Origin of the sequence: Rhodococcoides corynebacterioides NBRC 14404 (assembly GCF_001894765.1) — a bacterium.
In the GTDB taxonomy this organism is placed as follows: domain Bacteria; phylum Actinomycetota; class Actinomycetes; order Mycobacteriales; family Mycobacteriaceae; genus Rhodococcoides; species Rhodococcoides corynebacterioides.
In genome coordinates, this window is record NZ_BCWV01000005.1 from 355,499 (window position 1) to 371,145 (window position 15,647).

General features: G+C 71.6%; 11 protein-coding genes and 1 pseudogene. All 12 read left to right on the forward strand.

Features of this window, described 5'->3' with window-relative positions; all coding sequences use genetic code 11:
• Positions 1-25: 25 nt before the first annotated feature.
• The 12 genes and pseudogenes from RC2_RS14090 (at position 26) to RC2_RS14145 (ending at position 15,642) form a co-directional block, all read left to right on the forward strand.
• Positions 26-424 (forward strand): BlaI/MecI/CopY family transcriptional regulator, encoded by a 399-nt coding sequence (locus tag RC2_RS14090; RefSeq protein ID WP_174552329.1) that lies wholly within the window; start codon positions 26-28, stop codon positions 422-424.
• Between the two features lie 30 nt (positions 425-454).
• Entirely contained in the window at positions 455-1,402 is a 948-nt protein-coding gene (locus RC2_RS14095) for a M56 family metallopeptidase (protein WP_068147819.1), read from the forward strand.
• A gap of 288 nt (positions 1,403-1,690) precedes the next feature.
• A pseudogene (locus RC2_RS14100) lies at positions 1,691-3,169 on the forward strand (DEAD/DEAH box helicase); the annotation flags it as partial.
• A 90-nt stretch (positions 3,170-3,259) separates the two neighbouring features.
• Positions 3,260-4,723 carry an NADP-dependent phosphogluconate dehydrogenase gene (gene gnd / locus RC2_RS14105; RefSeq protein ID WP_068147823.1) on the forward strand — a complete coding sequence of 488 codons (1,464 nt, stop codon included), beginning with the start codon at positions 3,260-3,262 and terminating at the stop codon, positions 4,721-4,723.
• Positions 4,724-4,727: 4 nt separating this feature from the next.
• Positions 4,728-5,624, forward strand: coding sequence for a DMT family transporter (locus RC2_RS14110; protein ID WP_068147828.1), 897 nt, complete (start codon positions 4,728-4,730; stop codon positions 5,622-5,624).
• 11 nt (positions 5,625-5,635) lie between these two features.
• The gene (guaB1, locus tag RC2_RS14115; RefSeq protein WP_068147831.1) at positions 5,636-7,072 is read left to right on the forward strand and encodes a GMP reductase; all 1,437 of its coding nucleotides are present in this window, start codon (positions 5,636-5,638) and stop codon (positions 7,070-7,072) included.
• Between the two features lie 106 nt (positions 7,073-7,178).
• Positions 7,179-8,567: a hemolysin family protein gene (locus tag RC2_RS14120; protein WP_068147834.1), complete on the forward strand. Its 1,389-nt coding sequence runs from the start codon at positions 7,179-7,181 to the stop codon at positions 8,565-8,567.
• Complete coding sequence (locus RC2_RS14125) at positions 8,560-9,651, forward strand: hemolysin family protein (protein WP_068147836.1); 1,092 nt, start codon at positions 8,560-8,562, stop codon at positions 9,649-9,651. Before RC2_RS14120 ends, RC2_RS14125 begins: the two co-directional genes overlap by 8 nt.
• Positions 9,648-10,541 (forward strand): 3-methyladenine DNA glycosylase, encoded by an 894-nt coding sequence (locus RC2_RS14130; RefSeq protein ID WP_068147838.1) that lies wholly within the window; start codon positions 9,648-9,650, stop codon positions 10,539-10,541. The genes RC2_RS14125 and RC2_RS14130 overlap by 4 nt, the downstream gene beginning before the upstream one ends.
• A 59-nt stretch (positions 10,542-10,600) precedes the next feature.
• Positions 10,601-12,778 (forward strand): malate synthase G, encoded by a 2,178-nt coding sequence (locus RC2_RS14135; protein WP_068147841.1) that lies wholly within the window; start codon positions 10,601-10,603, stop codon positions 12,776-12,778.
• A gap of 6 nt (positions 12,779-12,784) precedes the next feature.
• Positions 12,785-14,503: a VWA domain-containing protein gene (locus RC2_RS14140; RefSeq protein WP_068147843.1), complete on the forward strand. Its 1,719-nt coding sequence runs from the start codon at positions 12,785-12,787 to the stop codon at positions 14,501-14,503.
• Positions 14,500-15,642: a metallophosphoesterase gene (locus RC2_RS14145; RefSeq protein ID WP_068147847.1), complete on the forward strand. Its 1,143-nt coding sequence runs from the start codon at positions 14,500-14,502 to the stop codon at positions 15,640-15,642. The genes RC2_RS14140 and RC2_RS14145 overlap by 4 nt, the downstream gene beginning before the upstream one ends.
• The last annotated feature ends 5 nt before the right edge of the window (positions 15,643-15,647 follow it).

A 15,647-nucleotide genomic window follows, 5' to 3' on the forward strand; every position in this document is an offset into this window, starting at 1 on the left:
GCACTCGTGTCGGAGAAGCCGTAGCATGAGCCGAATGGCAGGCCTGGGCGATCTCGAACGTGCGGTGATGGAACATCTCTGGGCCAGCGACTCCCCGCAGACCGTGCGGCAGGTCCACGAGGCTCTGGCGTCCCGGCGCGAGTTGGCCTACACCACCGTCATGACGGTGCTGCAGCGGTTGGCCAAGAAGAAGCTGGTCACCCAGCGCCGCGACGATCGTGCGCACCGGTACTCCCCCGTCCACGGCCGGGAGGAACTCGTCGCGAGCCTCATGGTCGATGCACTCGACCAGGCCGATCGGTCCGGCGGGCGGGCGGCGGCCCTGGTCCACTTCGTCGGCCGCGTCAGCGCCGACGAGGCAGCGGCGCTGCGCCGGGCTCTGGCAGCATTGGACGAGCAGGATCCCGACACCCGCTCCGACTGAGCGCACCCGCCCGACGACGAACCCGAGGACATGAACGCACCGACCGCGCTCGTATTCGCCGCGTTGGCGTTGCTGCTCGCGGGCCCGGTCCCCGCGATGCTGGCCCGAGCGACGTGGCCGCACCGCACGCCGCGGGCCGCGCTCGTCCTGTGGCAGGCGATCGCGCTGGCCGCGGTCCTCTCCGCGTTCTCGTCGGGTCTCGCCATCGCCAGTCAGCTGTTGGTCCCCGGTGCGGACGGCCGACCCACCACGGCGCCCACCGCGGAGATCGCCGCCCTGGGTCTTCCGCTGTGGATCGTCTACGTCTCGGTGTTCGTCGTCACCCTCGTCATCGGCGCTCGACTGGTGTGGGCGACGTCGCTGGTGGCGGTGAAGACGCGTCGTCGCCGCGCCCGGCATCGCACCCTGGTGGACATCCTCGACCGTGGCTCGGACACCCCGTCCCGGCACGGCGCGGACGTGCGGGTGCTCGACTCGCTCGACCCGATCGCCTACTGCCTCCCCGGTCTCCGGCAGCGCGTGGTGCTCAGCGAGGGCACCCTCGCCCACCTCGACGACGCAGAGCTCGCGGCGATCCTGACCCACGAGCGCTCGCACCTGCGGGCCCGACACGACCTGGTGCTCGAAGCGTTCATGGCCGTCAACCAGGCGTTTCCCCGCCTGGTCCGGAGTCGGTCCGCGCTCGGCTCGGTACAACTGCTGGTCGAACTTCTCGCCGACGACAGTGCTGTTCGCGTCACCGGCCCGAAGCCGCTGGCGCGCGCACTCGTCGCGTGCGCGGGTTCCGCGGCGCCCAAGGGTGCACTCGCCGCCGGCGGGCCGAGCACCCTCGTGCGCGTCGAGCGGCTCGCCCGGCCCGGACCGGACCATCGCGTCGCTGCGCTCGCCTATCTCGCCTCCGCCGCGATCCTCGTGGTGCCCACCATCTACGTCGCCGTGCCGTGGCTGACGGAACTGCGCCGACTGACGGGCCGCTGACCGGTTGCGCTGCTCACACGAGTCGTGGTCGGGCGCCCTCGTCGCGTAGTGTGGTCGATGGTTCGCACGTCGAACCATCAGATATTCGATACGGCACGTTATTTCCTTCACCGCCGACCCGAGCGCTCCGCGCTCCGGCTTCGCGGTCGTTCGAGACACCTTCTTTCGTGGTCCGGCGGGATCCCCCGCCCTGCGAGCCAGGTGATGTGTGCCCTGGCTCGTCTCGTCGATCGGCGCTTCACGTCGCCGTCGACTTCGGCGCGCCCGTAACCCGAGAGGTCCCCCGCGTTGATCGACGCAACACCGCTGTCCCCTGCCGCCGATGCGGCCGTCACCACCGCCGCCGATGCGGCCGTCACCACCACCTTCGCCGAGCTCGGCCTCCCCGCCCCCGTGGTGACGGCCCTCGCCGCGAAGGGCATCACCGTTCCCTCCCCCATCCAGTCGATGGCGATCGGCGACGCGCTCGCCGGCCGCAACGTCCTCGGCCGCGCGCAGACCGGGTCCGGCAAGACGCTGGCCTTCGGCCTGCCCATGCTCACCCGCCTCGCCGAGCTCGGTGACACGCCCGCGGCGAAGCGCCCGCGTGCGCTCGTCCTGGTGCCCACCCGTGAACTCGCGTTCCAGGTCGTGGACTCCCTGCAGACCTACGCCGCCCCGCTGCGCCTGTCGGTGCGGCCGGCCGTCGGCGGCACCCCGTTCGGCCGGCAGGCCGACCAGCTCCGCCGCGGCGTCGACGTCCTCGTCGCCACGCCCGGTCGACTGGGCGACCACCTGCGTCAGGGCACCTGCCTGCTCGACGACGTGTGCATCACGGCCCTCGACGAGGCCGACCAGATGGCCGACATGGGCTTCCTGCCCGAGGTCCGCGAGATCCTCGGACTGACGGCCGCGAACGGCCAGCGCATGCTGTTCTCGGCGACGCTCGACCGCGAGGTGCAGTCCCTGGTGCGCCGGTTCCTGCCCGACCACGTGCAGCACTCCACCGGCGACAGCAAGGCCGCCGTCGAGTCGATGGAGCACTACATCCTCAACGTCGGACGCGGCCAGAAGGACATCGTGCTGTCCGAGATCGCCGCACGCCAGGGCGGGCGCACCATCATGTTCGCGCGCACCAAGCTCGGCTGCGAGGGCATCACCGACCGCCTGCGCGCCGTCGGCATCCACGCCGAGTCGCTGCACGGCGGCAAGGCGCAGAACCAGCGCACCCGCGTTCTCGACCGGTTCAAGAACGGCCGCACCCCGGTGCTCGTCGCCACCGACGTCGCCGCACGCGGCATCCACGTCGACGGCATCGACCTGGTCGTCCACGTCGACCCGCCGGCCGACCACAAGGACTACATGCACCGCGCCGGTCGCACCGCGCGCGCTGGAGCGGCCGGCACCGTCGTCGCGATCGCCCTGCCGAACCAGCGCCGCATCATCGGTCGCCTCACCGGCCAGGCCGGCGTCAAGGTCACCGAGGTGAACGTCGCCCCCGGGTCGGCCGAGCTCGGCGCCATCACCGGCGCCCAGAAGCCGTCGGGCGAGCCCGTGCGCGAGGCGCCGCGTCGCGAGCGTCCGGCCGGTGCACCGCGGCGTGGCGGCAACGAGGGCGGCGGCTACCGCGGACGCAGCAGCGAGGGCAGTGGCTACCGCGGACGCAGCAGCGAGGGCGGCGGCTACCGCGGCCAGGGTGGACCCCGCCGCGAGGGCGCACCGCGCCGCGACGCCGCACCCCGCCGGGACACCGGCACTCACGGCGGCGGCTTCCGCAGCCGTGCGTCGCACGCGTCGACCGACTAGAGCCGACCCGCACGCCGGCCCCTGCCCGGCCCCGGACTTTTCAGCCGGGGCCGGGCAGGGAAAGCTGGGCGCATGACCTCTCCACGCGACACATCCGACGGATCCACTCCTCTCGCCCCGATCGGCGTCACCGGCCTCGCCGTCATGGGTTCCAACCTGGCGCGCAACTTCGCCCGGCGCGGTCACGTCGTCGCCGTGCACAACCGGAGCAGCGCCAAGACCACCGCGTTGATCGAGAACCACGGCAGCGAGGGCACGTTCGTCCCGTCGGAGTCCATCGAGGACTTCGTTGCCAGCCTGGAGACGCCGCGCCGCGTGGTGATCATGGTCAAGGCCGGCGATCCCACCGATGCGGTGATCGAGGAACTCGCGGCCGTGATGGACGAGGGCGACATCATCATCGACGGCGGCAATGCGCTGTACACGGACACGATCCGTCGCGAAGCCGATCTGAAGGAGCGCGGTCTGCTCTTCGTCGGTGCCGGGATCTCCGGCGGCGAGGAGGGCGCCCTGAACGGGCCGTCGATCATGCCCGGCGGACCGGCGAAGTCGTACGAATCCGTCGGACCCCTGCTCGAGTCCATCGCGGCGCAGGTCGACGGCACCCCCTGCTGCACCCACATCGGACCCGACGGCTCCGGCCACTTCGTGAAGATGGTGCACAACGGCATCGAGTATGCCGACATGCAGCTCATCGGCGAGGCGTACCACCTGCTGCGCGACGCGCTCGGCAAGGATCCCGACGCGATCGCCGACGTCTTCCGCACCTGGAACGAGGGCGACCTCGAGAGCTACCTCGTCGAGATCACCGCGGAGGTGCTCTCGCACAAGGACGCGAAGACCGGCACGCCCCTGGTCGACGTCGTCGTCGACGCGGCGGAGCAGAAGGGCACCGGCCGGTGGACGGTCAAGTCCGCACTGGATCTCGGTGTTCCCGTCACCGGCATCGCCGAGGCGGTCTTCGCGCGGGCGCTGTCCGGTGCGCGCGACCAGCGCGCCGCGGCTCGCGGGCTGGCCTCCGGCACCCTCGCCGACAAGCCGCTGGACGTCGACGCGTTCGTCGAGGACATCAGGTCCGCGCTCTACGCCTCGAAGGTGATCGCCTACGCCCAGGGTTTCGATCAGATCGCGGCCGGCAGCGCCGAGTACGACTGGGACCTCCACCCCGGCGACCTGGCCACCATTTGGCGGGGCGGCTGCATCATTCGTGCGCGGTTCCTGAACCGCATCAAGGATGCGTACGACGAGAACCCCGAGTTGCCCAGCCTGATCCTGGCGCCGTACTTCCGTGAGGCCGTGGAGAACGCCGTGGACAGCTGGCGACGGGTGGTGTCCACCGCGACGCTGCTCGGCATTCCGGTGCCGGGCTTCGCCTCCGCCCTGTCGTACTACGACGGACTGCGCGCCGAGCGTCTCCCCGCCGCCCTGACGCAGGGCCTGCGTGACTTCTTCGGCGCGCACACCTACGAGCGGGTCGACGCCGAGGGCAAGTTCCACACTCTGTGGAGCGAGGACAGGTCCGAAGTCCAGGCGTGAGGCCGTGACCGCCCCGGCGTCGTCCTCGATCGCGATCGTCCTCGCGTTGATCGCCGCTGCGCTCTTCGCGTGTGCGGCCGTGGCCCAGCAGTCCGCCGCCGCGGCGGTGCCGGACGGTGCGCTCGTGCGCGGGGTCCTGCGCAGCGGGCGGTGGTGGGCCGGGGTCGGGGGCGACGTGGGCGGTTATCTCGTCCAGGTCGCCGCTCTGGCGGTCGGATCGGTGGCCGTGGTGCAGCCGGTGCTGGTCAGCATGTTGCTGTTCGCGCTCCCGCTGTCCGCGCGGTTCTCGGGGCTACGCATGCGTCCGTCGACGTGGCTCGCCGCGGTCGGCCTGACGGCCGCGCTGGTCGTGTTCGTCGCGGTCGGCGAGCCGACGGAGGGCGACGCCGACGCGCCGTGGGCGGCGTGGGCGTGGCCGCTGGCGGTGGTGGTCGGAATCTCCCTCGTCGCGGCGGCCGTGGGTGCCTCCGCCGGACGCCGAGCGTCGCGGGCCGCGTTGTCGTTCGGCATCGCCGGTGGGCTTCTGTTCGGCGTCGCGGTCGCGTTCACGAAATACGTCACCGATCTCGTCGAACGGGGGTTCCTCGCCGCGGCGACGTCCTGGCAGACCTACGCGCTGGTCGCGGCCGGGGTGGCCGGGTTCTACCTCCAGCAGCGTGCGTTCCAGGCCGGGCCGCTCGCCGCGTCGTTGCCGGCCGTCACCATCGGCGAGCCGCTCGCCGCGGTGGCCCTGGGCGTCGTCGTCCTCGACGAACGGATCGACGTCGGCGGTGTCCGGGGTCCGGTGGTGATCGCGGCCCTGGCCGTCATGGTTCTCACGACGATCGCCCTCAGCCGGGTCCAGGCCACCGCGGGGGAACCGCGGACCGCTCGGTCCCGGCCGGTGCACGACCCGCAGTAGGATGACGCCCCGTGCAGTTCCTCCACGATCGCCGCCCGCCGTACGACCTCACCTACGACGACGTCTTCCTCGTTCCCAACCGGACCGACGTCACGTCGCGCTTCGACGTCGACCTCGCCACGGTGGACGGATCGGGGACCACCGTGCCCGTCGTCGTCGCCAACATGACTGCCGTCGCCGGCAAGCGCATGGCCGAGACGGTCGCCCGCCGCGGCGGCATCGTCGTCGTGCCGCAGGACGTGCCCACCGCCGCCGTCGCCGAGACGGTCGCCTTCGTCAAGAGCCGCCACCTCGTCGCCGACACCCCCGTCACGCTCACCCCGGACGCGTCGGTCTCCGATGCGCTGGCCCTGATGCCCAAGCGGGCGCACGGTGTCGTCGTCGTGGTCGACGCGGGCCGGGCCGTGGGCATCGTCGCCGAGGCAGCGTGCACGGATGTCGATCGCTTCGCGCGCCTCGGGACGGTCATGGAGAGCGCGTTCGTCACCGCACCCGTGGACATCGACCCGCGGGCGGTCTTCGATCTGCTCGAGTCGCGACACGAGAACCTGGCCGTCCTCGAGACGCCGGACGGCCTGCTGTCCGGAGTCCTCACGCGCACCGGCGCGCTGCGCAGCGCCATCTACCGTCCCGCGGTCGACGCCCACGGCCGCCTGCGGATCGCCGCCGCGGTCGGAGTGAACGGCGACGTCGCCGCCAAGGCGAAGGACCTCGTCGACGCCGGCGCCGATCTGCTCGTGCTCGACACGGCACACGGCCATCAGCAGAAGATGCTCGACGCGCTCGCCACCGTGGCCGGCCTCGGTCTCGGTGTCCCCCTCGCGGCCGGCAACGTCGTCTCCGCGGCGGGAACGCGCGACCTCATCGCCGCGGGTGCCGACATCGTCAAGGTCGGGGTCGGGCCCGGCGCGATGTGCACCACCCGCATGATGACCGGCGTCGGCCGTCCGCAGTTCTCCGCCGTCGAGGAGTGCGCGGCCGCGGCCCGCGAGTCCGGCAAGCACGTGTGGGCCGACGGTGGGGTCCGTCATCCGCGCGATGTCGCCCTCGCCCTGGCGGCCGGTGCCTCGAACGTGATGATCGGATCGTGGTTCGCCGGTACACACGAGTCCCCGGGCGACCTGCGTGTCGACGCGGCCGGTGTCGCCTACAAGGAGAGCTTCGGCATGGCGTCCAAGCGGGCCGTCGCCGCTCGCACCGCCACCGACAGCGCGTTCGACCAGGCGCGCAAAGGCCTGTTCGAAGAGGGCATCTCGAGTTCGCGGATGCGCCTCGATCCGGAACGCCCCGGCGTCGAGGATCTGCTCGATCACATCTGCGCCGGTGTCCGCAGCACCTGTACGTACGCCGGGGCCCGCACGCTGGAGGACCTGCACGCGAACGCGGTGCTGGGCATCCAGTCCGCAGCCGGGTTCGCCGAGGGCCGCCCGCTGCCCACCGGGTGGTGATCCCGGCGGACTCCGCGGTTGACCGACGCCGCGGCCGGGTATCGCACCTCTCACGTCCCGTTCGACCAGCACGACCCGTTCGACCAGTTAGGACACCGGTGCCGTCGTGACCGTGCTCGTCCCCGTGCTCAGCCTCGTCGGTTTCGTCGCACTCACGGCCGGGACCGCCCTGTTCGTGGCGGCGGAGTTCTCGCTGACCGCGCTCGAACGCAGCACCGTCGAGGCGGCCGCCCGCGAGGGCGACGCGCGGTCCCGCCAGGTGCTGCGCGCGCACAAGACGCTGTCCTTCCAGCTCTCGGGCGCACAGCTCGGGATCACCATCACCACGCTGATCACCGGCTACATCGCGGAACCGGTGCTCGCGCGGTTCATCTCGCCGGTGGTGCTCGCGATCGGCGCGTCGGAGCGGGTCGCGACCGCGGCCTCGCTGGTGCTCGCGCTGATCATCGCGACGTCGTTGTCGATGGTGTTCGGCGAGCTGGTGCCGAAGAACCTCGCGATCGCGAACCCGATCGGCGTGGCCCGTGTCGCGGCGGGCCCGCAGGCGGCGTTCTCCCTCGTGTTCCGGTGGGCGATCGACGGCCTCAACGGGTCCGCCAACTGGATGGTGCGGCGGCTCGGGATCGAGCCGGCGGAGGAGCTCCGCTCGGCGCGCTCTCCTCAGGAACTCGGCTCGCTCGTCCGCACGTCGGCCGAACACGGGTCGCTCGACGCCCGCACCGCGCGACTGGTGGATCGGTCGCTGCAGTTCGGCGACCGTAGCGCCGACGAGCTGATGACGCCGCGCGTGAAGATCGAGACCCTCTCCGAGCGGGACACGGTGGCCGACCTGATCGACACCGCGGCCCGGACGGGCTTCTCCCGGTTCCCGGTGGTCGTCGCCGGCGACCTGGACGACACCCTCGGAGTCGTCCACATCAAGCACGCGTTCACCGTGCCCGCCGCCGAGCGCGGCACCACGCCGGTGCGGACGCTCGCCGCCCGGGTCCCGACGGTGCCCGCGAGTCTCGACGGCGACTCGGTGATGGACCGCGTGCGTGCCGACGGCATGCAGGTCGCGCTCGTCGTGGACGAATACGGCGGCACCGCGGGCATCGTCACCATGGAGGACCTCATCGAGGAGATCGTCGGCGACGTCCGCGACGAGCACGACACCCCGGACGTCGACGTGCAGCGGGTCGGCGACGGCTGGCTGTGCTCGGGGTTGCTCCGGATCGACGAGGTGGTCGAGCACACCGGGTACGCCGCGCCGAGCGGGGACTACGAGACGCTCGGCGGACTCGTGCTGACCCGGTTCGCCCGCATTCCGGAGGCCGGCGATCGCGTGGTGCTTCCCACGGCCGTCGGCGAGTCCGACGACGACGCGCACGGCGGGTGGATCGCGCGGGTCGAGTCGATGGACGGCCGACGGATCGACCGGATTCTCGTGCGACCCGCCGCTCCCGAGGAAGTGGGTCACCTGCGGAGCGCCGGTTCGGAGGACGACCGTGGGTGACCTCGCCGCGGTGGGCCTCGCGGTGATCCTGCTGCTGCTGAACGCCTTCTTCGTCGGTGCCGAGTTCTCCCTGATCTCCGCCCGACGGGACCGGTTGGACAGCCTGGTCGCCCAGGGCAAGAAGCGGGCCGCGGTGGTCGTCGAGGCAGGTCAGAATCTGTCGCTCATGCTGGCGGCGGCGCAGCTCGGCATCACCATCTGCTCGATCCTGCTCGGCCGGGTGGCCGAGCCCGCCGTGGCTCATCTGATCGAGCGGCCGTTCGAGTGGGCCGGACTGCCGGAGCAGTTGCTCCATCCGGTCGGGTTCACGCTGGCGCTGATGATCGTGGTGATCCTGCACATCCTGATCGGCGAGATGGTGCCGAAGAACATCGCCATCGCCGGTCCGGAATCGACCGCGATGCTGCTGGTGCCGATGCACCTGCGGTGGCTCGCCGTCGCCAAGCCGTTGATCGCGTTCTACAACCTCTGCGCCAACGCGACGTTGCGGGCCCTGCGGGTCGAACCCCGTGACGAACTGGAATCGTCCGTGTCCGCCGACCAACTCTCCGACATGATCGGCGAGTCCCGGTCCGAGGGACTGATCGACGAGGAGGAGCACCGCCGGCTCGCCCGAGCGCTCGAGACGTCGGGACGGACGGTGCGCGAGGTCCTGATCCCGCTGGAGCGGGCCCGTACCGTCCGCACCGGCCCGGACGGGCCGACCCTGGGGGCCATCGAGGAAGCGGTGCGCGAGACGGGTTTCTCCCGCTACCCGGTGCGCGACGACGCCGACGGCCTCATCGGCTATCTGCACCTCAAGGACGTGCTCGATCTCATGGCCGATCCGGACGCGGACGCCGACACGGTCATCCCGCGATCGGACGTGCGGATGCTGCCCGTGGTCGACGGTCGAACCCCGTTGGACGAGGCGCTGGCGCGTCTGCGCAGTCGTCGCAGCCACCTCGCAGCGGTCGCGGAACCGGGGCAGGGCACCATCGGCATCGTCGCGCTCGAGGACCTGGTCGAGGAGTTCGTGGGGACGGTGCGCGACGGGACCCACCGCGTCGAGGACGTCGTTCCGGGTCCGGACGAGCAGGGATGATCGTGCTGAGCCCCGCCGAGTTCGACACGCGACGGGCGGCGCACGAGCACCGCGTGGACGAGGCGATCGGCGACCACGTCGCGCGCCGGGCGACCGGTGCGACCCATCCGGTGATCGACTTCCTCTTCACCTACTACAGCCTCAAGCCGGGACATCTGCGTCGGTGGCATCCCGGCCACGGCACCGCGCTCGTCGGCGACGCCGCGGCGGCCTACCGCGACCGCACCGGGTACACGTCGGTCACCGTGGACGGCGTTCCCGCGACGACGGTGTCCGACGAGTTCCTGGCCAAGCGTCTCGCGGCGGTCGAGTTCGTGCACACCCTGCTGACCCGCACCGCCGGGCGACCGGCCCGGCTGGGCTGTTTCGGCCTGCACGAGTGGGCGATGGTCTACCGGGGTGGCGGCGACGCCCTCCGCCACGACGTCCCCCTGCGACTCGGGCACGAGGGGACCGACCGGGTGGTCGAGGAGATGCCGTTGCGGTGCACCCACTACGACGCGTTCCGCTTCTTCACCCCCGACGCGGTGCCCCGCAACGACACCGAACTCTCCCCCGATCACCGGCTGCGGACCGAACAACCCGGTTGCCTGCACGCGGCGATGGATCTCTACAAGTGGGTGGCCAAGCTGGGACCGCTGCTCCCGTCCGATCTCCTGATGGACTGCTTCGACCTGGCACGGACCGCCCGCGAGATCGACATGCGCGCCAGCCCGTACGACCTGCGGGGGTACGGCTACGCCCCGATCGCCGTCGAGACACCGGCCGGACGAGCGGAGTACGTGCGGGTGCAGCAGGACGTCGCGGAGCGGGCGACCCCACTGCGCGCGCGTGTCGTCGAGGGGTGTCGGGCACTCCTGGTGCACTCCGGTCGGAATACCAGTGGGTAACATCGTGCACGGCGCGGCAACGGTGCCGCGGCCGACGAGAGTCGAGTGAGGGGCTACAGATGACGGAACGCGTCCAGGTCGGAAGTCTGCAGGTTGCCGCTGTTCTGCACGAGTTCGTGCAGTCGAAGGCCCTGCCGGGTACCGGTGTCGAGGCGGAGGCGTTCTGGTCCGGGGTGGAGTCGTTGCTGACGGATCTCGCCCCGAAGAACCGCGCTCTGCTGGGCGCTCGCGACGAGATCCAGGGCAAGCTCGACGCCTGGCATTCCGAGCACCCGGGCGCCGGGTACGACAAGGCGGCGTACAAGGCGTTCCTGCAGGAGATCGGGTACCTCGAGGAGCAGCCGGCGCCGTTCTCGATCACCACCTCCGGGGTGGACCGGGAGATCACCTCCACCGCCGGTCCCCAGTTGGTGGTGCCGGTGCTCAACGCCCGCTTCGCGATCAACGCCTCCAACGCCCGCTGGGGCTCGCTCTACGACGCCCTGTACGGCACCGACGCCATCCCCGAGGACGGTGGCGCCGAGAAGGGCACCTCCTACAACCGGGTCCGCGGCGACAAGGTCATCGCCTACGCCCGCGCGTTCCTCGACGAGGCCGTGCCGCTGGCGTCGGGCTCGCACGTCGACGCCACCGCCTACGTGATCGACGGGTCCGCCCTGTCGGTGACCCTCGCCTCGGGTGAGACCACCGGCCTGGCCGATCCGGCTCTGCTCGTCGGCTACACCGGCGAGCCGTCGGCGCCGACGGGCATCCTGTTCCGCCACCACGGTCTGCACCTGGAACTGCAGATCGACGCCACCAGCCCCATCGGCAGCACCGACGCCGCCGGCGTGAAGGACGTGCTCGTCGAGTCGGCCGTCACCACGATCATGGACCTCGAGGACTCCGTCGCCGCGGTCGACGCCGAGGACAAGGTCCTCGGCTACGGCAATTGGCTGGGCCTGATGCGCGGCGACCTCGCCGAGGAGGTCACCAAGAACGGCAAGACCTTCACCCGCACCATGAACCCCGACCGCGTCTACACCGCCCTCGACGGCTCCGAGCTGGTGCTGCACGGCCGCTCGCTGCTGTTCGTGCGCAACGTCGGACACCTGATGACCACCGACGCAATCCTCGACGCCGACGGCAACGAGGTGCCCGAGGGCATCCTCGACGCGATCATGACCTCGCTGTGCGGCATGCACAGCCTCACCGGCGAGGTGGAGCTGACCAACAGTCGCACCGGCTCGCTCTACATCGTCAAGCCGAAGATGCACGGCCCCGCCGAGGTCGCGTTCACCGACGAGCTGTTCGCCCGCGTGGAGGACCTGCTGGGTCTGTCCCGCAACACCCTCAAGGTCGGCATCATGGACGAGGAGCGGCGCACCACCGTCAACCTCGCCGCCGCGATCGCCGCGGCGAAGGAGCGGGTGGTGTTCATCAACACCGGCTTCCTCGACCGCACCGGCGACGAGATCCACACCTCCATGGAGGCCGGGCCGGTGGTCCGCAAGGCCGAGATGAAGAAGCAGACGTGGATCGCCGCCTACGAGGACTGGAACGTCGACACCGGCCTGGCCGCCGGCCTGGAAGGCAAGGCGCAGATCGGCAAGGGCATGTGGGCGATGCCGGACCTGATGGCCGACATGCTCGAGCAGAAGATCGGCCACCCGAAGGCCGGCGCCAACACCGCCTGGGTGCCGTCCCCGACGGCGGCGACCCTGCACGCGCTGCACTACCACAAGGTGGACGTGTTCGCCCGCCAGGAGGAGATCGCGCAGGCCAAGCGTGCCACCGTCGATCAGATTCTCGAGATCCCGCTGGCCGCGGACACCTCGTGGAGCGCGGAGGACAAGCAGCGCGAGCTCGACAACAACTGCCAGTCGATCCTCGGATACGTCGTGCGCTGGATCGACCACGGTGTGGGCTGCTCGAAGGTGCCCGACATCGACGACGTCGCCCTCATGGAAGACCGTGCCACACTGCGCATCTCGAGTCAGTTGCTGGCCAACTGGGTGCGTCACGGTGTCGTCTCCGAGGACGACGTGCTCGCCTCCCTGCACCGCATGGCGCCGGTGGTCGATCGACAGAACGCCGGTGACCCCACCTACCGGCCGCTCGCCGAGAACTCCGAGACCAACATCGCGTTCAACGCGGCGAAGGACCTCATCCTGCTCGGCACGCAGCAGCCCAACGGCTACACCGAGCCGATCCTGCACGCCCGTCGTCGCGAGTACAAGGCCGCCAACGCCCGATGACGACCCGTGGGTAACCACCGCCGCGATCACGCGGAGCGACGACGCCGCGGGGTCTCCCGCGGCGTCGTCGCGACCGTCGTGGTCCTCCTCCTGCTCGCGGCCGCCGTGGTCGGCTGGTTCGCCGTCCGCGACCGGTCGGCCGAGGAGGCCGAGCAGGCCGCCCGGGCCTGCGTCGAGGGCGAGGCCACCCTGGCCGTCACCGCCGATCCGGACGTCGCGGACGTGCTGCGCACCCTCGGCGAGTCCTGGACGGCCGGGGGCCCGGTGGTGCGGGATCACTGCATCACGACGGCGGTGACCGCCGCGCCCACGGCAGTCGCCGCCGAGGCCCTCGCCGCCACGACGTACGACCCGTCCGCCGCGGGACCCGAGCCGGCGTTGTGGGTGCCCAGCGACACGGCCGCGGCAGCAGCGGTCGCCGCACGCGGCACGGACATCACCCCGCGGTCGGTGGTCACCTCACCCGTGGTCCTCGGGGCCGCACCCACCGTCGCCGACGGTCTCGCTGCTGCCGGGTCGCGGTGGACCGACCTTCCCGCACTGGCGTCGTCGGCCGACCCGCTGCGGCTCGCCCTGCCCACGGGCCCCGCGACCGCGGCCACTCTGGTGGCGGTGGCCACCGACCCCGGGACGGAGACCCAGCCGCTGACGGTCGACCGCGCCACGTCGCCCGCCGCGGTGTCGGCGGTGTCCCGCCTCGCGCTGGCCGCGCGCGACGTTCCGGCCGACATCGCCGACGTCGACGCCGCCCTCGACACGATCGTCCGAGCTCCCGATCCGACCGCGGCGCCGGTTCGCGCCGTCCCGGTCACAGAGCAGCAGCTCGCGATGCGCATCCGCGAGGGCCAGCAGCTCGCAGCGTTCCGACCGGCCGGGCCGACACCGATGGCGGATCACCCCGGGCTGGTCCTCGCGACCGCGGATCCGACGGCGCGGGCCGCAGCGGCGGAGTTCCTCGACTACGTCCGGTCGGCCCCGGGCCGCGAGGCGTTCCTCGCGGCCGGCTTCCGCGTCCCCGGCGAGTCCACCGACACCCCCGACCCGATCGTTGGGCTGGACTTCCCCGCGGTGGACCCGGTCGCGCCGGTTCCGACCGCCGACGCCCGAGCTGCGGTGCTCGGTACCGCTGCGGAGCCGAGTCGACCGGCGTCCACCACCGTGCTGCTCGACGTGTCCGGGTCGATGGAGTCGATCGACGGCGGGAGCACCCGGCTCGACAACGTCCGCGCGGCACTCGGCCAGGCGACCGGCGCACTGTCCGGCGACGGCCGCCTCGGCGTGTGGATCTACAGCCGCGGTCTGGACGGATCCCGCCCGTACCGCGTCCTCGCACCGCTGGGCCCGTCGGCGGAGAGCGCACGGACCGGTCTGGACGCCCTCTCGGGCATCACCCCGCAGACCGCCACCTCGACGTACGCGTCGGTCCTCGCCGCGTACCGCTCGGCCGTCGAGAACTGGAGTCCCGACGGCCCCCAGTCCGTTCTGCTCGTGACCGACGGACCCAACGACGACACGTCGATCTCACCGTCGTCGTTCCTGCAGTCGCTGGCCGACGCCGCCGATCCGGCGCGTCCGGTCCGCCTCGACGTCGTGTCGCTGGCGGACGCTTCCGATATCGACACCCTGCGCAGCGCCGCAGGGCAGACAGGTGGAGACGTGATCGTCACAGCATCGTCCGACCCCGGCCTGGCCGGAACCCTCGAGCGACTGACCTCCGCCCGGTGATGCGCATGGCGGTGTTCGCCGTCGTCCTCGGGCTCGTGACGTTCTGGCTGCACCGACGCCTCGTCGTCGCCGGCGACCTCCGCCGCGGCACCGGCCGCGTCGTCGATGCAGTAATCGTCCTGTTCTGGGCGGCGGCCGTCATCGGCATCGGCTCCGGTGAGGTTCTCGACCCGTCGTGGGCTCGATACGTCGCCTACCCGGGTCTGAGCTGGCTGGCGGTTCTGCTCTACCTCGTGCTCGGCTCCATCCTGATCGCCCTGGTCGCGGGGCTGATGCGGCTCGGCGCCGCCGTGGTGCGCCGGGACGGCACGGACGCCCGCCGCACCACGGTGCGCCGGGCCAACACCGTGCTCGTGCTGGGTACGGTCGCGGCCGTGGGCTACGGCGTGGTGGACGCGGCCTCGCCCGAGGTCACTCGCACCCAGGTCAGCCTGCCCGGTCTGCCCGCCTCGTTCGACGGCATGCGAGTCGCCGTGGTGTCCGACCTGCACGTCGGTCCCGCACGCGGTGAGCGCTTCGTCGCCGGCGTGGTCGACGAGATCCTGGCGCAGTCGCCGGACCTGATCCTGGTGGCGGGCGACCTGATCGACGGCACCACGGAGCTGGTCGGGCCGTCGCTCGCGCCCCTGAGCCGCCTCGACGCTCCGATGGGGGTCTTCGTCACCAGCGGCAACCACGAGTTCTACGCCGGCGACGGCGGCCGCTGGCTGGACCTGTTCGACTCCCTGGGGCCCACCGTGCTCCGCAACGAGCCGGTCCAGCTCCGGCGCGGGTCCGACACGATCGACCTGGTGGGCATCGAGGACCTCACCGCCCCGGAGCCGTACCAGCCGGATCTGCCCGCGGCGCTGAACGGCACCGACCGGGACGACTTCCAGCTGCTCGTCGCGCATCAGCCGAAGCAGGCGCTGGAGGCGTCCGATCTCGGAGTGGATCTGCAGGTGTCGGGTCACACGCACGGCGGACAGATCTGGCCGATCCCGTACCTGGTGCCGCTGCAACAGCCCACCGTGCAGGGGCTCGACACCATCGGGAACACCACGATCTACACCACCCGCGGCGCCGGGGCCTGGGGGCCACCGGTCCGCATCGGCGCGCCGCCGGAGATCACGATGCTCGAACTCCGGTCGGCGGCCTGATCCGA

Coding starts and splice junctions, on each gene's coding strand:
- RC2_RS14090 (WP_174552329.1), top strand. CDS start 26: ATGAGCCGAATGGCAGGCCTGGGCGATCTCGAACGTGCGGTGATGGAA.
- RC2_RS14095 (WP_068147819.1), top strand. CDS start 455: ATGAACGCACCGACCGCGCTCGTATTCGCCGCGTTGGCGTTGCTGCTC.
- gnd (WP_068147823.1), top strand. CDS start 3,260: ATGACCTCTCCACGCGACACATCCGACGGATCCACTCCTCTCGCCCCG.
- RC2_RS14130 (WP_068147838.1), top strand. CDS start 9,648: ATGATCGTGCTGAGCCCCGCCGAGTTCGACACGCGACGGGCGGCGCAC.
- RC2_RS14135 (WP_068147841.1), top strand. CDS start 10,601: ATGACGGAACGCGTCCAGGTCGGAAGTCTGCAGGTTGCCGCTGTTCTG.